This window comes from Desulfocurvus vexinensis DSM 17965, from assembly GCF_000519125.1.
GTDB lineage: Bacteria > Desulfobacterota > Desulfovibrionia > Desulfovibrionales > Desulfovibrionaceae > Desulfocurvus > Desulfocurvus vexinensis.
In genome coordinates, this window is sequence record NZ_JAEX01000002.1 from 427,442 (window position 1) to 448,698 (window position 21,257).

Consider the following 21,257-nt stretch of genomic DNA (forward strand, 5'->3'; position numbering starts at 1 on the left):
GGAGGGAAGGCCGATGTCCGAGCGCATCCTGAGGGAACAGCTTGCCGCCTGGGAGCGCAAGCCCTGCGTGCGGCGCATGTACCGGGGCTGGTTCGAGGCCATGCGCCGCGAGATGCCCCCGGGCCCGGCCCTGGAGGTCGGCGCGGGCATCGGCAAGTTCAAGGAGCATGTGCCCGGGGTGCTGACCCTGGACATCGAGCGCACGCCCTGGACGGACATGGTGGGCGACGCCCAGCGGCTGCCCGTGCGCGACGGGGCCCTGGCCAGCATCGTGCTTTTCGACGTGCTGCACCACCTGCCGCGCCCGGCGCTGTTCTTCGCCGAGGCCCTGCGCGCCCTGCGGCCCGGGGGGCGGGTGCTGATCATGGACCCCTACGTCTCCCCGGCCTCGTATCCCGTATACCGCTGGCTGCACCCCGAGCCCGTGGACCTGGGCTGCGACCCCCTGGGCGAGGCCTGCCTGTGTTCGGACCGGCCCTTCGACTCCAACCAGGCCGTGGCCACGGTGCTGTTCTTCCGCCAGCCGGAGCGCTTCGCGCGCGCCTTCCCGCAATTGCGCGTGGTGCAGCGCCGCCGCCTGGCGCAGCTGTCCTATCCGCTCACCGGGGGCTTCGGGGGCCGGGCGCTGCTGCCGGACGCCGCCATCGCCTGGCTGGAGCGCGCCGAAGCCCGCCTGGGCCTGCTGGACCCGCTGCTGGCCTTTCGCACCTTCATCATCCTGGAAAAAGCATGAAACCGAGCGCGAGCCTGCGATTCTTCACCGTGGCCCTGGGCCTGGGGCTGCTCATGCGCCTGGCGGCCGGGCTGCTGCTCTGGGATTCCCCACACACCATGGTGCGCGGCGACGGCGACCATTTCATCTACATCGAAATGGCCAACCTGCTGTTGGACCAGGGCTTCAGCCCCGCCTTCGACACCGAGCGCGTGCCCGGGTACGGGATGTTCCTGGCGCTGTGCGCCGTCCTGGCCCCGGGGGGCGAAATCCTGGAAGGGGTGGTGGGCACCAACGCCCTGCTGCTGGCCATGGTGCTCCAGAACCTGGCGGGCTTCTCGGTGGTCTACACCATGCACCGCACCGGGGCCCTGTTCGACCAGACCACGGCCAACCTCGCGGGCGGGTTCGCCGCGCTGAACCTGAACATGGTCGTGTATTCCAACCAGGTGCTCACGGAATCGCTGTTCTATCCGCTGTTTGCGGTGATGCTCTATTTCTTCCTGCGCTACCACGTCAGCCGCGCGGGCCGCGACCTGGCCCTGGCCGCCGCCATGCTGGGGGTGTGCACCATGGTGCGCACCGTGACCATGTACCTGCCGCTGTTCATGGTCGGCTACCTGCTGGTGGAGTGGTGCCGTGACGGCGTCTGGGTGCGTCTGCGCCGGGCGGCGCTGTTCGCCGTGGTCTTCGCGGCGCTGGTGGCGCCCTGGCTGGCGCGCAACGCCGTGCTCCACGGCCATGTGGCCATGACCTCCCAGGGCGTGCGCCACCTCACGGAATGGGTGGTGCCGGGCATCGCCCTGTTCGAGGAGGGGTTGTCCCCGGCCAAGGCGGGCAAGGCCAAGTATTCCCGGCTGTGGAAGGAACACCTTACGACCCTGCCCGAGGAGGTCCGCGCCGATCCCTTCGCCCGCGACGCGGCGGCCAAGGCCTGGTTCGCGGACTACCTGCGCACGGTGTCGCCGCTGTCGGTGGCCAAGGCCTGGGTCTGGGGTGCGTCCAAGAACATCCTCAGCCCGTCGAGCATGGGCGTGGTCAACATGCTGGCCCTGGACTGGCGCGGCTACTACGAGAGCCCGGGGGACAACGCCCTGGAACGGCTGTGGAATTTCCTGACCTACAACCCGGCCTTCGCCGTTGCCGGGCTGGTGCTGACCCTGGTCTTGCGCGTGGTGCAGCTCGCCGGGGCGTGGCGGCTTGTGCGCGCCCGGCCCGGCATGGCCCTGGGCGGGCTGATGGTGGTGGGCTATTTCCTGGCCGTGAACGGGCCTGTGGGCTACGCGCGCTACCGCCTGCCCCTGGAGCCGCTGTTCGTGCTGCTGACGGCCCTGGCCGTCGGCCTGCTGCCCGCGTTGCGCCGCGAGGCGGAGCAGGGCGGCGCGGCGGGGGCGGGGCTGCGCGCCGTGGCCGGGCCCGCGCTGCGCGTGACCCTGGCCGGGGGCTGCCTGCTTTACGCCGTGTGGGGCATCGACCCTGTGGCCCTGGGCCGTTCCCTGGGGGCGCTGCCCCTGGCGGGCATGGCCCTGTGCGCCGTGGTGCTGGCCGTGGACCTGGTCGCGGTCGGGCTGCGGCTGCGGGTCATCTCCGGGGGGCGTGTGGGCCTCGGGGCCGCCGTGGGCGCGGGCTGCGTGGGCATCGGGCTGAACAACATCCTGCCCGCCAAGCTCGGCGAGGCGGCCAAGGCCCTGTACCTGGCCCGCGCGGGCCGGGCCGGGGCGGCCCGGGGCCTGGGCTGGGTGTTCTGGGAGCGCTTCGGCGACCTGAACATGCTGTTGCTGGCGGCCCTGGCGGCGGTGGCCCTGGTGGGCGGCGGGATGCTGGCCTGGCCGCTGGCGGCGCTGGTGCTGGGCCTGTGGGCGGCCCTGGCAGCCCTGGCGCGCTGGCCCCGGCTGGCGGCCCTGGCCGAGCGGCTCATGCCCCTGGCCGGGCTCAAGCGGCTGGTGCGCGAACTGGCCGGGCACCTGGGCGGGGAGCTGCGCGGTGCCTTCCTGGGCCGTGTGGCCCTGTTCTCCCTGATCACCTGGGCGGTGTATTATCTTCAGTATGTCGTGCTGCTGCGCCTGACGGGCGGGCTGGACCTGGACGCCGGGCAGATGCTGGCGGTGTTCGTCATGGCCGCCGGGGGCCTGGCCCTGCCGTCCACCCCGGGCGGGGTGGGGGTCTACGAGGCGGTGATGGTCGCCGCCCTGGCGGTGTTCGGGGTGCCCCGGGAACAGGCCCTGGCCCTGGGGGTGTTCTACCACGTGCTGCTGTTCGTGCCGACCACGGCCCTGGCCCTGGCGCTGCTGTTGCGCTCGGGCCTGGGGCTGGGGGCGCTGCGCGCGGGCGCCGGGGCCACGGAGGCGAGCCATGCCTGAGCCCACGCGCGGGCCCGCGCAGATTTTGACCATCGCCGGGTCGGACTCCGGCGGCGGGGCGGGTATCCAGGCCGACCTGAAGACCATCGCCATGCTTGGCGGCTACGGCATGAGCGTCATCACGGCGCTCACGGCCCAGAATTCCCTGGGCGTCACGGGCATCGAGGCCCCCACGCCCGGGTTCGTGGCCCTGCAGCTGACCACGGTGCTCACGGACTTCCGCGTGGCGGCGGCCAAGACCGGGATGCTCTTTTCGGCGCCCATCATCGAGGCTGTGGCCGACACCCTGGCGGACAAGGCCTTCCCGCTGGTGGTGGACCCGGTCTGCGTCAGCCAGAGCGGGCACCGCCTGCTGGAGGAGAACGCCGTGGACGCCCTGCGGCGGCGGATGCTGCCCCTGGCCGACCTGCTCACGCCCAATGGGCCCGAGGCCGAGCTGCTGGCGGGCATGGTCATCGACAGCCCCGGCGCCGCGCGCGAGGCCGTGGGGCGGCTGCTGGGCCTGGGGGCGCGGGCCGTGCTGCTCAAGGGCGGGCACTTCCGGGGCGAGCACCTGGACGGCTCCGGGCAGGACCGCATGGCCGACCTGCTGGGGTTGGCCGACGGCAGCTTCACGGTGCTGGAGCAGCCCCGGGTGGACACGGCGCACACCCACGGCACGGGCTGCACCCTGTCGGCGGCCATCGCCACCGGCCTGGGCCAGGGCCTGGGGCTGCGCGAGGCCGTGGTCCGCGCCCAGCGCTACCTGAACCTGGGCCTGCGCCACGGCTTCGCCCCGGGCCGGGGCGCGGGGCCGCCCGCCCACGGCGCGCCCCTGGACCTGCTGGCCGCCGGGCGCGATCCCCTGGACGCCGCCCTGGACGCCGGGGTCGGGCGCCGGGGCCGGGGCTGAGGGGCGCACCGGGGCCTGGGCCGGGCGCCGCGGGCTTGACACGGCGGAACAAATAGGGTTTCTAGCCTGCGCACCGTGGGGGGATTGACACCCCAGCCCCGCGTGGCTAATGCATTAGCCTTTTGCGGGGTGTCCGGGCCGCGCGGGCCAGCGCCCGCGCCTCTGGCCGCCGCGGGTTTCGGGCGGCACGGGCCGCGCCGGTGGGGCGCCGTGCCCGCACGGGGCCGTTTTCGTCTTTCCGGAATCTTTTTTTGCCGACCGGGGTCGCCGCCCCGCAGCGCCTGACGCCGGGCGGGCACGCGCCACGCAGGGGTGGTGGAATTGGTAAACACGCTGGTCTTAGGAGCCAGTGCCGCAAGGCTTGAGGGTTCGAGTCCCTCCCCCTGCACCACGACGCCCGCACTGGCCGCCAACGATTTCCTCTGAAAACGAGGCAGACGCACAAGGAGCCGAACACATGGAATACAAGGTCGAAGAGCTGTCCCCCGTCGAGCGCAAGGTGGTTGTCACCGTCCCCGTTGAAGAGGTGGACGCCGCCATCCAGGCCACCGTGTCCGTGTATCGCACCACGGTGGACATCAAGGGCTTCCGCAAGGGCAAGGTGCCGTCCCAGCTGGTGGAGGGCCGCTTCCGCCAGCAGATCTGCGAGGAGGCCACCACGGACCTGGTCAACGTCCACCTGAACGAGATCATGGGCGAGCTGGGCGTGCAGCCCATGTCGCGCCTGGACGTGGACGCCGGGCTGCTGGCGCGCGGCGAAGCCTTCACCTACAGCGTGAAGTTCGAGGTCGCCCCGACCTTCGAGGTGCCCGAGTACATGGGCCTCGAAGTGGAGCAGGAGAAGCCCGAGGTCGATCCCGCCGAGATCCAGGCCGTGGTGGATCGCATCCGCGAGAACCTGGCCGAGATGCAGACCGTCACCGAGGACCGCACCGCCCGCGACGGCGACGTGGTGGTGGTGGATTTCTCGGCCTGGCAGGACGGCAAGGCCGTGGACGAGATCAAGGCCAACGGCTTCCAGATGGTCCTGGGCGACAACCAGTCGCTGCCCGAGTTCGAGGCCATCGTGAAGAAGCTCAAGCCCGGGGAGAACGGCGAGGACGACATCACCTTCCCTGAGGACTTCATCAACCGCGATTTCGCGGGTCGCACCGTGACCCTGCGCGTGAAGCTGCACGAGATCAAGGCCAAGGTGATGCCCGAGCTGGACGACACCTTTGCCAAGAAGGCCGGCGGCTTCAAGGACATGGCCATGCTGCGCGAGGCCATCGAGAACTCCTATCTCGAGTCGCGCCGCAACCTGGTGCGCGCTGACGCCCAGAAGAAGCTGGTGGACCAGCTGCTGGCCAAGGTGGACTTCCCCCTGCCGCCCATGGTGGTCGAGGAGCATGTGGACCAGCTGCTGGGCGATTTCAAGCAGCGCGTGGAGAGCCAGGGCCGCCGTCTGGAAGCCCTGGGCAAGACCCCCGAGGAGCTGCGCGGCCAGTTCCGGCCCAAGGCCGAGGAGATGGTGCGCACCCAGATGCTGCTCCTGGCCGTGGCGGCCAAGGAGGGCATGGCCGTGACCAACGAGGAGGTGGACCGCCACCTGCTCCAGGAGGCCATCCGCACCAAGCAGGACCCCGAGACCGTGCGCCGGTACTACGAGGAGCACAACCTGATGTTCGCCCTCAAGGACCGCCTGCTGGCCGACAAGGCCGTGGAGAAGATCTACGCCAGCGCCAAGGTCACCGAGGTGGCCCCGGCGGCCCCGGCCCAGGAGGGCGGCGAGGCCAAGCCCGCCCGCAAGGCCCCGGCCAAGAAGGCCGCCCCCAAGGACGCCGACGCCCCCGAGGCCGCGAAGAAGCCCGCCGCCAAGGCCAAGAAGGACGGCGCGGAAAAGAAGGCCCCGGCAAAAAAATCCGCCCCCAAGGCGGACAAGGCCGACGAGTAGCCGACACGCGGGGCGGGGTTCCGGTGCCGGAGCCCCGCCCCTGTCCTTCCGGGCGGCCTGCCGTCCCGGCCCTGCCCGCGTCCTGCGGGCGCGCGCGTTTTTGAAGCTGGACGCGCCAAGGGCCCTTGACGTATGTTCGACCATGGGCCGCAGCGCGTCCGGCGGCCCGTTCACCAGCAAGAAAGGGGGATTTCCGACATGCCCACCGTGCCGATAGTCATCGAAACCACCGGGCGCACCGAGCGTGCCTACGACATCTATTCGCGCCTTCTGCGCGACCGCATCATCCTGCTGGGCACGGCCATCGACGACCATGTGGCCAGCCTGGTCTGCGCGCAGCTGTTGTTCCTGGAATCCGAAAACCCGGAAAAACCCATCAACCTGTACGTCAATTCCCCGGGCGGGGTGGTCACGGCAGGCATGGCCATCTACGACACCATGCAGTACATTTCCGCCCCCGTGTCCACGGTGTGCATCGGCCAGGCGTCGAGCATGGGCGCCGTGCTGCTTGCGGCGGGCGAACCTGGTATGCGTTTTGCTTTGCCTCACGCGCGCATCCTCATCCACCAGCCCCTGGGCGGGATGCAGGGCCAGGCCACGGACATCGACATCCACGCCCGCGAAATCCTGCGCATGCGCGAGATGTTGAACGGCATCCTGGCCCAGCACACCGGCAAGAAGCTCAAGAAGATCGCCGAGGACACCGAGCGCGACTACTTCATGGGCCCCCAGGAGGCCAAGGACTACGGCATCATCGACAAGATTCTGGTATCGCGCAAGGAACTGCCGGAACAAGCCAAGGAGTAGAAGGCACATGTCCGACAAGAAGATGGGCCTGCCCCCCGAGCTGAGCTGCTCGTTCTGCGGCAAGGGGCAGGACGAGGTGCAGCGGCTCATCGCCGGGCCCGAAGTCTATATCTGCGACGAATGCGTCGGCCTGTGCAACGAGATCATCGCCCAGGAAAGCGTCTCCGAGGAGGTCGAGGAAGGCCGCCTGCTCACCCCCGAGGAGATCAAGAAGCTCCTGGACGAGTACGTCATCGGCCAGTCCAACCCCAAGAAGACCCTGGCCGTGGCCGTGCACAACCACTACAAGCGCGTGTTCTACGCGGGCAAGGCCAAGAACGACGTGGAGCTGGACAAGAGCAACATCCTGCTCATCGGCCCCACAGGCTCGGGCAAGACCCTGCTGGCCCAGACCCTGGCCCGCGTGCTCAAGGTGCCCTTCGCCATCGCCGACGCCACGACCCTGACCGAGGCGGGCTATGTCGGCGAGGACGTGGAGAACATCCTCGTCCAACTCTTGCAGAACGCCGACTACGACATCGAGGCCGCCTCGCGGGGCATCATCTACGTGGACGAGATCGACAAGATCGCCCGCAAGGGCGACAGCCCGTCCATCACCCGCGACGTGTCCGGCGAGGGCGTGCAGCAGGCCCTGCTCAAGATCATCGAGGGCACCGAGGCCAACATCCCGCCCAAGGGCGGGCGCAAGCACCCGCAGCAGGAGTTCATCCGCATGAACACCTCGAACATCCTGTTCATCCTGGGCGGGGCGTTCATCGGCCTGGAGAAGATCGTCCAGAGCCGGCGCGAGGGCAGCGGGCTGGGCTTCGGCGCGGAGCTGCGCAAGACCCAGGAGGCCCGCACCGACGAGCTCATCCGCAACGTCAGCCCCGACGATCTGGTCAAGTTCGGGCTGATCCCCGAGTTCGTGGGCCGCATCCCCGTGGTCGCCAGCCTGGACGAGCTGACCGAGGAAGACCTGGTGCGCATCCTCACCGAGCCGCGCAACGCCCTGACCAAGCAGTACCAGAAGCTCTTCGAGCTCGACGACGTGCGCCTGCGCTTCACCACCAACGCCCTGGCGGCGGTGGCCAAGAAGGCCCTGGCGCGCAAGACCGGCGCGCGCGGCCTGCGCAGCGTGCTCGAAGGCGTGATGCTCGACATCATGTACCGCCTGCCTTCCCTGGAGGGCGTCAAGGAGTGCGTCATCAACAGCGCCGTGGTGGAAAACGCCCAGGAACCGCTTTTGATCTTCCACTCCGAGGTCAAGTCCGCCTAGGCCGGGGGCGCGCCGGGGGCCGCCCCGGCGCGCCTTTGACTTGCAGGCGTTGACTTTCGCTCCGGCGGTCATAGCTTGTCGGAGTCCGGGCCCCCGGGCCGCCCGGGGCCGCCCCCCTCACCCATTCCCGGAGGAATAGATGTCGAATTTCGTCATGGTGGACAACGACCCCCGCTCCGAAGAGCTGCGCCTGCCGCTCATGTCCCTGCGCGAGGTGGTCATGTTCCCGCGGTCCATCGTCCCGCTCTTCGTGGGACGTGAGGCCTCGGTGAAGGCCATTGAGACCGCCCTGGCCAACTTCAACAAGAAGATCTTCCTCGTCGCCCAGCGCAGCCCCGAGCAGGAGCGCCCCACCCCCGACGACCTCTTCGATATTGGCACCGTCAGCAAGATTCTCCAGCTCCTGCGCCTGCCCGACGGCACCATCAAGGTGCTCTTCGAGGGCCTGTACCGCGCGCGCTGGACGCCCGCCGAGGGCCTGGTGCCCCTGGACCTCAAGGGCCCCAAGGACGCCAAGGCCGAGTTCCCCATGGCCGTGGTGCGCCGCGTGCCCGACTTCGAGGCCGACTCCGCCGACGCCGAGGCCCTGGTGCGCGCCACCCACGAGGCCCTGGAGGAGTACGGCAAGGTCAACAAGAAAATGGCCGCCGAGACCATCGTGGCCATCTCGTCGCTGACCAACGCGGGCCGGCTGGCCGACGCGGTGATGCCTCATCTCAAGGTGGACTACACCCGCAAGCAGGAGATCCTCGAGCAGGCCGACCCCCTGCGCCGCCTGGAAGAGACCTACGCGCTGCTGCAAAGCGAGATCGAGATCGCCTCGCTGGAAAAGAAGATCAAGTCGCGCGTCAAGGACCAGATGGAGCGCAACCAGCGCGAGTACTACCTGAACGAGCAGCTTAAGGCCATCAACAAGGAGATGGGCCGCGAGGATGACCCCAACGTCGAGGTCGCCGAGCTGGAAAAGCGCCTGGCCGAGAAGGTCATGCCCGACGAGAACCGCGAGAAGGCCCTGCGCGAGCTGAAAAAGCTCAAGCAGATTCCGCCGTCCTCGGCGGAATACACCGTGGTGCGCAATTATGTGGACTGGATCCTCGACCTGCCCTGGAACGTCCACAAGGAAACGGACCTGAACATCGAGCAGGCCCGGACCATCCTCGACGAGGACCACTACGGCCTGGAAAAGCCCAAGGAGCGCATCCTCGAATATCTGGCCGTGCAGAGCCTGGTGGAGACCATGAAGGGCCCCATCCTGTGCCTGGTGGGCCCTCCCGGCGTGGGCAAGACCTCCATCTCCAAGTCCGTGGCGCGCGCCACGGGGCGCGAATTCGTGCGCCTGTCCCTGGGCGGGGTGCGCGACGAGGCCGAGATTCGCGGCCACCGGCGCACCTACGTGGGCGCGCTGCCCGGCAAGATCATCCAGGCCTTGAAGCGCGTGAAGTTCAACAACCCCGTGTTCTGCCTGGACGAAGTGGACAAGATGTCCATGGATTTCCGGGGCGACCCGTCGGCGGCGCTGCTCGAAGTCCTGGACCCCGAGCAGAACTCCACCTTCAACGACCACTACCTGGACATGGACTACGACCTGTCCAAGGTCTTCTTCATCACCACGGCCAACAGCCTGCACTCCATCCCCCTGCCGTTGCAGGACCGCATGGAGATCATCAAGCTGCCCGGCTACCTGGAGACGGAGAAGATGCAGATCGCCCGCAACTTCCTGGTGCCCAAGCAGATCCGCGAGCACGGCCTCAAGCCCGAGAACCTTTCGTTCTCCGACAGCGCCGTGACGGAGATCATCCGCCGCTACACCCGCGAGGCGGGCGTGCGTAGCCTGGAGCGCGAGGTGGCCGCCGTGTGCCGCAAGTCGGCCATGAAGCTGGTGGAAGAGGGCGACATGGAGCGGACGGTCAAGATCACCAAGCAGCAGCTGCCGCAGCTGCTCGGCGTGCCCAAGCACAGCTACGGCGAGAAGGAGGACGCCCCGCAGGTGGGCGTGACCACCGGGCTGGCCTACACCGAGCTGGGCGGCGAACTGCTGCTGGTGGAAACCGCGCTCATGCCCGGCACCGGGCGGGTGGAGATCACCGGCAAGCTCGGCGAGGTGATGCAGGAGTCGGCCAAGGCCGCCCTGTCCTACATCCGCTCGCGTTCGGACCTCTTCGGCCTCAAGCGCGACTTCCACAAGGAGATCGACATCCACGTCCACGTGCCCGAGGGCGCCATCCCCAAGGACGGGCCCAGCGCGGGCATCACCCTGGCCACCACCCTGGCCTCGGCGCTGCTCAACCTGCCCGTGGACAACGAGCTGGCCATGACCGGCGAGATCACCCTGCGCGGGCGCGTGCTGCCCATCGGCGGCCTGCGCGAGAAGCTGCTGGCCGCCCACCGGGGGCTGATCAAGAAGGTGCTCATCCCCAAGGAGAACGCCAAGGACCTGAAGGACGTGCCCGCCGCCATCCTGCGCGACCTGACCATCGTCGAGGTCGCCAACATGGACGAGGTGCTCGCCCACGCCCTGGTCTGCGCGGACCCGGAGAAGATCTTCTCCGGCCGCGGGGCGGACCTGTGCCCCGTGGCGGCCTCCCTGGCCAAGGAAGCCGTGGAGGGCCCGACCCACTAGGGCGGGCCGGCCAGCGGCACCGCCGCACAAGCAAACGAAAAGGCCGGGGCGCGATGCGCTCCGGCCTTTCTTGCGTCCTGCGTCCTTCGCCGGGGCCCGGCGGCGGGCCCGCAGGGGCGCGGGCTATTCCGTGAAGTCGAGGACCATCGGGTCCTGGACCGGGGGGGTCATGGCGCGCACCGGCGCGGGCAGGCTCCACTGGGACATGCCCAGGGTCTGGGCCGTGCGCGGCACCCAGGCGGTGTCCACGCTGGGGCGGATTCGCGCGGCCTGGGCCCGGGCGTCCGTGTCCAGCAGCTCGCTGGTCTCCGGCGTCAGGCGGACGGTGCCTGCGGCCATGGCCAGCACCTCGCCCGTGGGCGCGTGCAGCAGGCGGATGTTGAAGCGCACGTTGCGCGAGGTCTGGCTGTAGGTGCCGGTGAGGGTGACTTCGCTCTGCTGGGAGCGGCTGTCCAGCAGGCGCACGTCGCGCGACAGGGCCAGCTCGCCGGTGGCGGGGTCGAGCATCAGGCTCTTGGCCTTGCGCACCTCCTGCACGCGGTAGCCGTTGGCCACGAACCAGGCCGCCAGCTCTTCGCCCATGAGCCGGGCCAGGGGCGAGCTTTTTTCCAGGTCGCCCAGGTCCACGGGGGTGGAGAGGATGAGCGAGGTGCCCCGGGCCGGGCCTTCCACCAGTTGCAGGCGATCCACGAGCTGGGCGTCGAGCTGCGCGGCGATTCCGGCGGCGGTTTCGGGCACGCTCTGGCTGGCCCGGGCCGGGGTGCCCAGGGCCAGGGTCAGGGTCAGGGCCAGAACCAGAACGGGGGCCAGGGTCACGAGGGGCGTTGACGCCTTGGGCATGGCGGTCTCCTACCTGTTGCTCAGGATGATGCGGTCCGTGGCTTCCAGCTCCTGGGCCAGGGATTCGCGCATGTCGTCGTCGCGGGCTGCGGCCAGACCGTGCATGAAGGTCTCGCGCGCCAGCTCGAAGCGCCCCTGGGCCTGGTACTGGCGGCCCAGGGCCAGGCAGCGCAGGGAGTGCTCGTTGTAGGGCACCGGGTGCGGGGCGCTGCGCGGGCCGGAGCCCAGCCCGGGCCACAGGGAGCAGCTCGCGAGCAAGAGGGCGGCCAGCAGGGCGGCCAGGGCGGTGGTTGCGGTCTTGGTGCGCATGGGGCGTCCTTGGCGTGGGCCTAGTGGAGCGTGTTCTGCTGGAACATGAACTGCAGGCTGGTGTCGTCCTTCACGTCGGCCAGGGCCTTGACGTCGGTCTGGGCGGCCCGCAGGCGCATCCCGGTGCCCCGGGCCAGCATGGCCTTGGTCACCGGCGTCTGGGGGAAGACCATGTTGGCCGTGCGCAGGACCAGCCCGTCCTGGGTGCGGAACAGCCGCGCGTTGACGAACACGTTGTGCTTGTCGAAATAGTAGGTGCCCGACAGGGCCAGCCCCGAGGGGCGCGGGCGCGCGGCCTGGGCCATGTCGCGCGTCATGACGAACTCGCCCTCCTCGGGGCGGGTCTTGATGTGCGCCATGGTGCGGTATTCGCGTACCGGGACGCCCAGCTGGTTCAGCTCGTAGAACATCTGCTCGGCGATGTAGCGCCCGAAGGCCGACGAGCTGTCCAGGTTGTCCTGGTTCACGAAGGACGCGGGCAGGGCCACGCCGCCGCCCAGGCCCTGGGTGCCGCGCTCGAAGAGCTGGGCGGCCATCTCGCGGATCTGCAGGCGGATTTCGCGGGCGGCGGCGTGCTCCTCGGCGGGCATGGGCACGGGCGCGCTGGTGCCGACCCAGACGTAGCCTCCGGCGCCGTCGGGCGCCAGGACGCCCGCGTTGACGCCGGGGGTGCCGTAGATGGGGCGGCGCGCGCCGTCCACATGGGCCTTGCCCATGGGCGTGGCCGTGGTTCCGGCGCCGGGGTCGAAGGTGGCCTGCTGGCCTGCGGCGTCGGCGTTGCGCCGGGCCAGGCGGGCGGCGGTGGCGTCGTCGGCCCCGGCGGGCAGGGCGGGCAGGGCCAGCAGGGCGGCCAGCAGGGCGGTCAGCAGGGGTGCGATGCGCATGATTCTCTCCCCGGAGGGCGTTGCGAGGATGCTTCTGCGGGTCCTATCGGCCGGCGCGGGGAAATCCTTTACACCCCGCACGCGCTGTGCGCGGGCCGGGGCGGCGGGGCCGGGCGGGCGGCAAAAAACGGGGCCGGGGCGGCGCCCGGTGCGGGCTGGACGGAAGGCGGGGAGGGCTGGGCTAGATGCGGTCGCAGGGGATGTTGAGCATGAATTCCTCGATCTGGTCGAGGTATTCGGCGTAGGCGTCGAGCTGGAACTTGCCGCCGCACTGGCCGCAGAAGAGGTAGACCTCCCGGCAGGAGCGGATCACGCGCAGGGAGCCCTGGCACTCTTTGCAGGCCATCCTGGCGTCGGCCTGGCGGGGCCCGCCGAACAGGGTGGGTGTGTTCCACATGGTGGGGGAAGCCCTCCGGGTTGTCGATTGGCGGAAGCGGCGGGGCGGGGGGCGCCGCGCCGCCGGATAATGCCCCATTTCATCCGCCCGGGCAAGTCCCTCCTGTCATGGTGGGAAATATGCCCGGGCCCGGGGGATTTGCGGTTTATTCCCGGGCTGTTTTCGTGTAAGGATGGTTCATGCCTCGCGTCCTGCGGCCCGGCGGGCCGATGCCCGCCGCGTTCGTGCGCAGGCCCCAACCCCTCCCCATTGCCAGGGCAAGGAGAGTCCAGTCATGCCAGAACACTGTGTCAATCTGATGATCGGCGGCGCCGCAGGCCAGGGGCTGTCCACCGTGGGCCAGCTGCTGGCCAAAAGCCTGGTGCGCGGCGGCTACGAGGTCCTGGTGCGCCAGGATTTCATGTCCCGCGTGCGCGGCGGGCACAACACCTTCCTCATCCGCGCCGCCACCTTTCCCCTGGACGCCCCGCGCGAGGCCGTGGACCTGCTCATGGCCCTGAACCAGGAGAGCGTGGACCTGCACCTGGGCGAGCTGGCCCCGGGCGGGGCGGTGTTCGCCGACGCCGGGCTGGACCGGCGGGGCGCGCCGGGCCGGGGCGTGCCCTTCGCCGAGCTGGCGCCCAAGCCCATTTTCAACAACGTGGCCGCCCTGGGCGTGCTGGCGGGCGCCCTGGGCCTGGACCCCGCCATCCCCAAGGCCCTGCTGGGCGAGACCTTCGCCAAGAAGGGTCAGGCCGTGGTGGCCCAGAACCACGAGGTGCTGGACGCGGCCTACGCCTGGGTGCGCGGCGAAAAAATGCCCGTGGACCCGCTGCCGCCCGTGGCCGACCCGCCCCGGCGGCTGATGCTCACGGGCAACGAGGCCCTGGCCCTGGGCGCCCTGGCCGCCGGGGTCAATTTCTGCTCCTACTACCCCATGACCCCGGGCACTTCCATCGCCCAGACCCTGGTGGCCCATGGCCGCGCCCTGGGGGTGGTGGTGGAGCAGGCCGAGGACGAGATCGCGGCCATGAACATGGGCCTGGGCGCGGCCTATGCGGGGGCGCGCGCCCTGGTGCCCACCGCAGGCGGCGGCTTCGCGCTGATGACCGAGGCCGTGAGCCTGGCCGGGGTCACGGAAACGCCCATCGTCTGCGCCGTGGCCCAGCGGCCCGGCCCGGCCACGGGGCTGGCCACGCGCACCGAGCAGGCCGACCTGAACCTCGTGCTCCACGCCGGGCACGGCGAGTTCCCCCGGGCGGTCTTCGCCCCGGGCACGGTGGAGGAATTCTTCCACCTGACCCACCGCGCCTTTGACCTGGCCGAGCGCTTCCAGTCCCCAGTGTTCGTGCTCTCGGACCAGTACATGGCCAATTCCTACCGCAGCGTGGCGCCTTTCGACCTGGAGGCGCTGCCCGAGCCCGCCGCGCCGCTGCGCCAGTGGACGGGCAAAGAGCCCTACGCGCGCTACGCCGTGACCGACAGCGGCGTGTCGCCGCGCCTGCTGCCCGGATTCACGGACCAATTGGTGCTGGCCGACTCCCACGAGCACGTGGAAAGCGGGCACATGAGCGAGGCCATTGAGGTGCGCAACACCATGCAGGACAAGCGCCTGCGCAAGGGCGCGGGCCTGCTGGCCGAGGCCGTGGCGCCGACCTGGGACGGGCCGCAGGCCCCGGAGCTCATGCTCGTGTGCTGGGGCTCCACCCGGGGCGCGGCCCTGGATGCCGCGCGCGACCTGCGCGGGCAGGGCCGGGCCGTGGGCGTCTTGCATTTCAGCCAGGTCTGGCCGCTCAACGAGGAGCAGTATCTGGGCTATTTCCAGGCCGCCGGGCGCGTGGTCTGCGTCGAGGGCAACAGCACCGGGCAGTTCGAGCAGCTCCTGCGCCAGCAGAGCTGCCTGCGCATGGACGGGCACATCCGCAAGTACGACGGCCGGACATTCACCCCGGAATACATCCTGCGGGCCCTTGGCGCCCTCGGGCTGGCATAGGGAGGCCACTGCCATGATCGACATCAAGGAATACGGCGAGTTCAACACCTCCTGGTGCCCGGGCTGCGGCAACTTCGGCATCATGGACGCCGTGCGCGCGGCGCTGTCGCGCCAGGGCATCGCCCCGCACCAGTTCGTGTACGTCTCGGGCATCGGCCAGGCGGCCAAGGCCCCGCACTACATCCGCTGCAATGGCTTCAACGGCCTGCATGGCCGTTCCCTGCCTGCGGCCCAGGCCATCCGCCTGGCCAACACGGGCCTGCCGGTGCTGGTGTCCAGCGGCGACGGATGCAGCTACGGCGAGGGCGGCAACCACTTCCTGGCGGCCATCCGGCGCAACGTGAACATCACGCTGCTGGCCCACGACAACCAGATCTACGGCCTGACCAAGGGCCAGGCCAGCCCGACCACCATGCAGGGCCATGTGACCAAGGCCCAGCCCCTGGGCGCGCCCTCGGCGGCCTTCAACCCCGTGGCCGTGGCCGTGGCCATGCGCTGCGGCTTCGTGGCCCGGGGTTTTGCGGGCGACAAGGAGCACCTGGCCGGGCTCATCGTGGCCGCCATGCAGCACGAGGGCTTCGCCCTGGTGGACATCCTCCAGCCCTGCGTGTCCTTCAACAAGGTCAACACCTACGCCTGGTACAAGGAGCGCTGCCGCCCGCTGCCCGAGAGCTACGACCCCACGGACTGGCAGACGGCCATGACCACGGCGGCCACCTTTGGCGAGGAGATCCCCGTGGGCGTCATCTACCGCGAGGACAAGCCGGGCTTCGAGACCCGCCTGCCGCAGCTTGCCGGGCCGCCCCTGGCCGCGCGCGGGCGCGATCTGGCGGCCGTGGCCCGGGTCCTGGAAGCGTTTGCCTAGCCCGCAGGGCTCTGATACGACAGGGGCACCGTCCGGGCCGGACCCGGGCGGTGCCCGTTTTTGCGCCCGGCCCGGGCGCCGCACCAGCCGCAGGAGGGGGAGCCATGAAGAAGATCGTGCTGTTTCCGTTTCGCGGCGAGGCCCTGTGCTTCGTCCACGTGATGCTCAACGCCCTGGACATGCAGGAGCGCGGTCATGACGTGCACCTGGTGCTCGAGGGCGCCTCGGTGACGCTGGTGCCGGAGCTGGCCGCCCCGGGCAACGCCTTCCACGGCCTGTACGTCCGGCTCAAGGCCTCGGGCGTGCTGGACGGGGCCTGCAAGGCCTGCGCGACCAAGCTCGGCGTGGCCGACGCCCTGCGCGCCGAGGGCATCACGCTCATCGGCTCCATGAGCGGGCACCCGGCCATGGGCGACTATCTGGACCGCGGATACGAGGTCATCACCTTCTAGCGCCCGGCCAGCCGGGAAAGGCCTTGCGTGAAGTTCCTCGCCGCCCAGATCACCTACCTGCTCCAGGACCGCACCGCCCGGCGCAACATCGGCTTCCTGCTCAAGTTCGTGCTGCTGCTCGTGGGCGTGATCGCCCTGTACAGCGTGCTGTTCCATTTCATCATGGAGCAGGAGGGCCAGGCGCATTCGTGGATCACCGGCGTCTATTGGACGCTCACCGTCATGTCCACCCTGGGCTTTGGCGACATCACCTTCAGCGGCGACCTGGGGCGCGTGTTCTCCATCGTCGTGCTGATGTCGGGCATCATTTTCCTTCTGGTGATGCTGCCGTTCACCTTCATCCAGTTCTTCTACGCCCCCTGGCTGGAGGCCCAGAACAAGGCCCTGGCCCCGCGCGAGCTGCCTCCGGGCACGCACGGCCACGTCATCATCATCGGGCCGGACTCCACGGCCCTGAACCTGGCCCAGCGCCTGCGCCAGTACGGCCACGAGCATGTGCTGCTGTGCCCCGACGCCCAGACGGCCCTGGCCCTGCACGACCAGGGCTACAGCGTGGCCGTGGGCGACCACGATGACTCCCAGACCTACCGCAAGCTGCGCGTGGAAGGCGCGGCCATGGTCGTGGCTCTGGACAGCGACGTGCGCAACACGAGCATCACCTTCACCGTGCGCGAGGCGTGCGCCGCAGTGCCCATCGTGGCCAAGGCCGACCAGGAGGAGTCCGTGGACATCCTGACCCTGGCGGGCAGCACGCATGTCTTCCAATTCACGCGCATGCTCGGCCAGACTCTGGCCCGGCGGACCCTGGGCGCCAACATGCGCTCGGGCATCATCGGCCGTTTCGACGAGCTGATGGTGGCCGAGACGCCGGTGATGCGCTCCAACCTCGTGGGCCGCACCCTGCGCCAGTGCGGCCTGCGCGAGGCCGTGGGCGTGAACGTGGTCGGCGTGTGGGAGCGCGGGCGCTTCACCCTGCCCGATCCCGACCTGCCGCTGACCGGGGCCATGGTCCTGGTGCTGGCAGGCACCCTGGGGCAGATCGAGACCTTCGACAGCTTCGCGGGCGTGACCTCCACCAAGGACGGGCCGGTGGTCATCCTGGGCGGGGGCCGGGTGGGCCAGGCGGCGGCGGAGCAGCTCCACCGGCTGGGCCTGGCCTACCGCGTGGTGGAAAAGAAGCCCCGCCAGACCGGCGACGGGGAGCACCTCGTGGCGGGCAACGCGGCGGACCTGGACGTGCTCGAGCGCGCGGGCATCCGCGAGGCGCCCTCGGTGTTCATCACCACCCACGACGACGACATGAACACCTACCTGACCATCTACTGCCGCAGGCTGCGCCCGGACATCCAGATCATCAGCCGCGCCACCCTGGACCGCAACATCGGCATCCTGCACAGCGCCGGGGCGGATCTGGTCATCTCCCACGCCTCGCTGGTGGCCAACACGGTGGTCAACCTGCTCTCGCCGGGCAAGGTGCTCATGCTCACCGAGGGGCTGAACATCTTCCGCATGCCCCTGCCGCCGCAGCTCGAAGGCACGACGCTCATGGGCAGCGACATCCGCGCCGCGACGGGGTGCAGCGTGGTGGCCGTGGGCTCGGCCCAGGGCCTGGAAATCAACCCCGACCCGGCGCGCGTCCTGGCTGCGGGCGACGAGCTGATCCTCATCGGCACCTCGGCCTCCGAGCGCCGCTTTCTGGACCGGTTCCCGCAGGCGGCGGGCTAGGGCGCCCGGCGGCAGCGCACAGGAGGAGCCCATGCGATCCGAAGACATCGCCCCGGGGCGGCTGTATGGCGAGCTGGCCTGGCTGCTGCCGCTGTTCACCCCGCCGGAAGATTACGCCGAGGAAGCCGTCTGCTGGCGCTCCGTGCTGCGGGAGCGGCTGGGGCCCGGGCGCCACGCAGTGCTGGAGCTGGGCGTGGGCGGCGGGCACAACCTGTCCCACCTCGCGAACGAGTTTCGCGCCACTGCCGTGGACCTTTCGCCGGATATGCTGGCGCTGTGCCGCAGGCTGAACCCCGGGGTGGAGCTGCACCAGGGCGACATGCGCTCCGTGCGCCTGGGGCGGACCTTCCGGGCGGTGCTCATCCACGACGCCATCAGCTACATGATCACGGAGCACGACCTGCTGCGGACCCTGGAAACGGCGGCGGCCCACCTGGAGCCCGGGGGCGTGCTGGTCGCCGCCCCGGACCGCTTCGCGGAGACCTTCCAGCCCCCGCAGAGCCACGCCATCACGCGCCACGCGGACGGCATACTCGTCCACTACACGGAATACACCCACGACCCCGACCCCGCCGACACGAGCGTGGAAACGCTCATCGCCCTGTTCGTCACCGACCGGTCCGGAACGCGCGTGGAGCTGGACCGGCACGTGACGGGGCTCTTCCCCCGGGCGACCTGGGCGCGGCTGTTCGCGCAGGCCGGCTTCGCCCTGGAAACCCGCGCCTTCCCCCTGTCGAGCCTGGACGTGCCCTACGAACTGCTGGTGGGCGTCCTGGGGTAGGGCGTTCGCCCGGCCCTTGGCTGCCTTGATCCCCGGCCTTCGCTTCGGCCCTTGGCCGCCTGGGGCCGCCTGCGGCTACTGCGTCCACATCTCGCGCAGCGCCTTGAGGGGCGTGGTCACCTGGTAGAGGGTGTGCCAGTCATCGGGGGCGGTGCCCGCGCCCTGGGTTGCCCAGGGCGGCGGGGCCAGGGTCACGCTGCCGCCGTCGCCCAGCAGGCCCATGCCGCCGAGGTTCTCCACCCGCGCGCGGTAGGCGGCCAGCTCCAGGCTGGCCAGGGCCTTCCAGTCCGTGGCGGCCAGGGCCGCGTCCCGGGCGTCGATTTCCAGCTCCGCCCGGAACACGCGCTCCATGCCCACGTCGGACAGGAAGGCCACATGCCGGGCCTGGATGAGCAGGGTGGTCACCTGCGGCCAGTGGGTGAAGGCGCCGATGTTGCGCACGCCGGACCATTGGCCCAGGATATCGTCGCCCAGGTAGAGCCGCGAGACGCGGATGCCGCCCAGCACGGCCAGCCCCGAGCGCGTCGCCCCGGAGCCACCCGAGACGCTGGCGGCCTCGCCCACGCTGGCGCCGTGCTCCGACTCGCGGGCCATGGACCAGCGCACCACGAGCAGCCCGGGCCTGCGCAGGGCCATGCGCACGTCGCGCTCGGCCTGGTCGAGCTGGCGGTCGGCCTTGCGCGCGCCTTGGGTGGCCTGTTCGGCCAGGGCGCCGGGCGCGGCCTGCGGGCTGGCGCCGTCCGCCTGCGCAGCCCCGCGCGCGGTCAGGGCCGTGCGCAAGGCCCCCAGCCGGGCCCGGGCGGCGTCCAGGGCGCTGTCCTGGGCCTGGAGCAGGGCATCGCGCAGGGCCAGCACCTCCTCCAGGGTCACGTCGTCGCCCACGGTGCGCGTAAGGATGTAGCTTTGGCCCTGGCTGACGCCGATGGCCGCATTGGGCCCGTGCCGGGGGTTGTAGCAGTGCAGGGCGCCGGGCTGGCGCGCGGGTAGGAGCCCCAGCAGCGAAACGGACTCCCACTGCGTGCCCCAGAACACCCTGCTGAACCTTGGGCCCAGGGCGTTGCTCTCGGTGGTCACGCCGTGCAGGGTGGTGATGGTGCTGGCGGGCTGGCAGGCCGCCAGCAGCAGGGCCAGACCCAGCAGGCTGGCCGCAAGGGTTGCGCGCATGGTATCCCCCTCCCGTCGTTGGGGTTTTTGCGCCATTCTATACGCATAATCCGAAACCCGGTTTTTCGCAAGGGGGGCCCAGGCCCGTGTTTCGGCAGGGCGCGCGGCGGACGGGTGTTGGGCGGCGCGGGCGGCGCAGTCCGGCGCTTCGGGCAGCGGGCGGCGGCGGGGGCGTCATGTTCGTACCGCATGCAGGGCCGGGGGCGCCGCTGGGCGCGCCATGTGAAAGGCCGCGCCCTGCCGAAGCAGGACGCGGCCTTTTCGCGCCCGGGGCGGGGGCCCGGTTGGGCCCGGTGCCCGCTAGTCGTACTTCACGGAGGAGAACTGCATCAGCTTGTCGAAGGCGTGGCGCGCCTCGACGTAGCGGATGCTGCCGGTCTTGCCGCGCATGACCAGCGAGTGGGTGGTGGCGCCGTGGCCGGTGTAGCGCACGCCAGCCAGGAAGGTGCCGCCCGAGATGCCCGTGGCCGCGAAGTACACGTCGTCGGTGCGCACCAGGGTCTTGACGGTGAGGATTTCGCGCAGGTCGCGCCCGGCGTCGATGAGCGCGTGCTCCTCCTTCTTGGAGCGCGGGTCCAGGCGGGCCAGGATCTCGCCGCCCATGGCGCGGATGGCGCAGGCCGAGAGCACTCCCTCGGGGGTGCCGCCGGTGCCCATCATCACGTCCACCTTGGAGCGCGGGTCGATGGCCATGAGCGAACCGGCCACGTCGCCGTCGGTGTGCAGCTCAATGCGCGCCCCGGCCTCGCGGATTTCCTGGATGAGCTGCTTGTGGCGCGGCTTGTCGAGCACGAAGACCACCAGGTCGTCCACGTCCTTGTCCAGGGCCTTGGCGATGCGCGTCAGGTTTTCCTTCACCGGGGCGTCGAGGTGGACAACATCCTTGGCCTCGGCGGGCACCACGAGCTTTTGCATGTAGAAGCTGGGCCCGGGGTCGTACATCGTCCCCGCCGGGGCCACGCCGACCACGGAGATGGCGTTGGGCCGCCCGAAGGCCAGCAGATTGGTGCCTTCCACGGGGTCCACGGCCACGTCCACGGCGGGGCCCTGGCCGGTGCCGAGCTTCTCGCCGTTGAAGAGCATGGGCGCCTCGTCCTTTTCGCCCTCGCCGATGACTACGTGGCCCTTGATGTCCAGGGCGTTGAAGGACAGGCGCATGGCGTCCACGGCGGCCTTGTCGCCCGCGTCCTTGTTCCCCCTGCCGAGCCAGCGGCCCGAGGCCAGGGCGGCGGCTTCCGTAACGCGCACCAGGTCCAGTGCGAGGTTTCTTTCCGGGGCTTCCACGG

At 70.2% G+C, this 21,257-nt stretch carries 18 protein-coding genes and 1 tRNA gene; 13 read left to right on the plus strand and 6 right to left on the minus strand.

Translation table 11 applies throughout. The features are described from left to right. The first annotated feature begins 13 nt into the window (after positions 1 to 13). The 8 genes from G495_RS0104935 to lon all read left to right on the plus strand — a co-directional run bounded on the left by G495_RS0104935 (position 14) and on the right by lon (position 10,582). The gene (locus tag G495_RS0104935; protein WP_028586891.1) at positions 14 to 733 is read left to right on the plus strand and encodes a class I SAM-dependent methyltransferase; all 720 of its coding nucleotides are present in this window, start codon (positions 14 to 16) and stop codon (positions 731 to 733) included. Next, on the plus strand, positions 730 to 3,072 hold the full coding sequence (locus G495_RS20925; protein WP_084457863.1) for a lysylphosphatidylglycerol synthase domain-containing protein: 2,343 nt from the start codon (positions 730 to 732) through the stop codon (positions 3,070 to 3,072). The genes G495_RS0104935 and G495_RS20925 overlap by 4 nt, the downstream gene beginning before the upstream one ends. Beyond that, the gene (gene thiD / locus G495_RS17720; RefSeq protein ID WP_084457865.1) at positions 3,065 to 3,964 is read left to right on the plus strand and encodes a bifunctional hydroxymethylpyrimidine kinase/phosphomethylpyrimidine kinase; all 900 of its coding nucleotides are present in this window, start codon (positions 3,065 to 3,067) and stop codon (positions 3,962 to 3,964) included. Before G495_RS20925 ends, thiD begins: the two co-directional genes overlap by 8 nt. A gap of 306 nt (positions 3,965 to 4,270) precedes the next feature. Continuing rightward, a tRNA-Leu gene (locus G495_RS0104950) sits at positions 4,271 to 4,355 on the plus strand. Between the two features lie 66 nt (positions 4,356 to 4,421). Further along, complete coding sequence (gene tig, locus G495_RS0104955; RefSeq protein WP_028586892.1) at positions 4,422 to 5,897, plus strand: trigger factor; 1,476 nt, start codon at positions 4,422 to 4,424, stop codon at positions 5,895 to 5,897. A 198-nt stretch (positions 5,898 to 6,095) separates the two neighbouring features. Next, a complete protein-coding gene (gene clpP, locus G495_RS0104960) occupies positions 6,096 to 6,704 on the plus strand; it encodes an ATP-dependent Clp endopeptidase proteolytic subunit ClpP (RefSeq protein ID WP_028586893.1) in 609 nt (202 codons plus the stop codon). 7 nt (positions 6,705 to 6,711) lie between these two features. Further along, positions 6,712 to 7,962, plus strand: coding sequence for an ATP-dependent Clp protease ATP-binding subunit ClpX (gene clpX / locus G495_RS0104965; protein ID WP_028586894.1), 1,251 nt, complete (start codon positions 6,712 to 6,714; stop codon positions 7,960 to 7,962). A 139-nt stretch (positions 7,963 to 8,101) separates the two neighbouring features. Further along, entirely contained in the window at positions 8,102 to 10,582 is a 2,481-nt protein-coding gene (gene lon, locus G495_RS0104970) for an endopeptidase La (RefSeq protein WP_028586895.1), read from the plus strand. A 123-nt stretch (positions 10,583 to 10,705) separates the two neighbouring features. Here lon and G495_RS17725 read toward each other — a convergent pair whose 3' ends face one another. The 4 genes from G495_RS17725 to G495_RS0104990 all read right to left on the minus strand — a co-directional run bounded on the left by G495_RS17725 (position 10,706) and on the right by G495_RS0104990 (position 13,012). Next, on the minus strand, positions 10,706 to 11,422 hold the full coding sequence (locus tag G495_RS17725) for a FlgO family outer membrane protein (RefSeq protein ID WP_169734352.1): 717 nt from the start codon (positions 11,420 to 11,422) through the stop codon (positions 10,706 to 10,708). A 9-nt stretch (positions 11,423 to 11,431) separates the two neighbouring features. After that, the gene (locus G495_RS0104980; protein WP_035250926.1) at positions 11,432 to 11,731 is read right to left on the minus strand and encodes a hypothetical protein; all 300 of its coding nucleotides are present in this window, start codon (positions 11,729 to 11,731) and stop codon (positions 11,432 to 11,434) included. Between the two features lie 20 nt (positions 11,732 to 11,751). Then, on the minus strand, positions 11,752 to 12,615 hold the full coding sequence (locus tag G495_RS22765) for a FlgO family outer membrane protein (RefSeq protein WP_051445076.1): 864 nt from the start codon (positions 12,613 to 12,615) through the stop codon (positions 11,752 to 11,754). A gap of 181 nt (positions 12,616 to 12,796) precedes the next feature. After that, positions 12,797 to 13,012, minus strand: a complete 216-nt coding sequence (locus G495_RS0104990) for a dual CXXC motif small (seleno)protein (RefSeq protein ID WP_028586897.1) — start codon at positions 13,010 to 13,012, stop codon at positions 12,797 to 12,799. A gap of 274 nt (positions 13,013 to 13,286) precedes the next feature. Between G495_RS0104990 and G495_RS0104995 the strand changes: the two genes are divergently transcribed. From G495_RS0104995 to G495_RS17735, 5 genes are all read left to right on the plus strand, one after another. Beyond that, entirely contained in the window at positions 13,287 to 14,984 is a 1,698-nt protein-coding gene (locus G495_RS0104995; protein ID WP_028586898.1) for a 2-oxoacid:acceptor oxidoreductase subunit alpha, read from the plus strand. Between the two features lie 13 nt (positions 14,985 to 14,997). Next, complete coding sequence (locus G495_RS0105000) at positions 14,998 to 15,849, plus strand: 2-oxoacid:ferredoxin oxidoreductase subunit beta (RefSeq protein WP_028586899.1); 852 nt, start codon at positions 14,998 to 15,000, stop codon at positions 15,847 to 15,849. Between the two features lie 104 nt (positions 15,850 to 15,953). Then, on the plus strand, positions 15,954 to 16,301 hold the full coding sequence (locus tag G495_RS0105005; protein ID WP_028586900.1) for a DsrE family protein: 348 nt from the start codon (positions 15,954 to 15,956) through the stop codon (positions 16,299 to 16,301). A 27-nt stretch (positions 16,302 to 16,328) separates the two neighbouring features. Then, positions 16,329 to 18,026, plus strand: coding sequence for a potassium channel family protein (locus tag G495_RS0105010; protein WP_028586901.1), 1,698 nt, complete (start codon positions 16,329 to 16,331; stop codon positions 18,024 to 18,026). 31 nt (positions 18,027 to 18,057) lie between these two features. Further along, entirely contained in the window at positions 18,058 to 18,807 is a 750-nt protein-coding gene (locus G495_RS17735) for a class I SAM-dependent methyltransferase (protein WP_051445077.1), read from the plus strand. Between the two features lie 75 nt (positions 18,808 to 18,882). Here G495_RS17735 and G495_RS17740 read toward each other — a convergent pair whose 3' ends face one another. Together G495_RS17740 and glpX are read right to left on the minus strand one after the other, a co-directional pair. Further along, positions 18,883 to 19,971 carry a hypothetical protein gene (locus G495_RS17740; RefSeq protein ID WP_035250928.1) on the minus strand — a complete coding sequence of 363 codons (1,089 nt, stop codon included), beginning with the start codon at positions 19,969 to 19,971 and terminating at the stop codon, positions 18,883 to 18,885. 300 nt (positions 19,972 to 20,271) lie between these two features. Next, on the minus strand, positions 20,272 to 21,255 hold the full coding sequence (glpX, locus tag G495_RS0105025; protein ID WP_028586902.1) for a class II fructose-bisphosphatase: 984 nt from the start codon (positions 21,253 to 21,255) through the stop codon (positions 20,272 to 20,274). Positions 21,256 to 21,257: the final 2 nt, after the last annotated feature.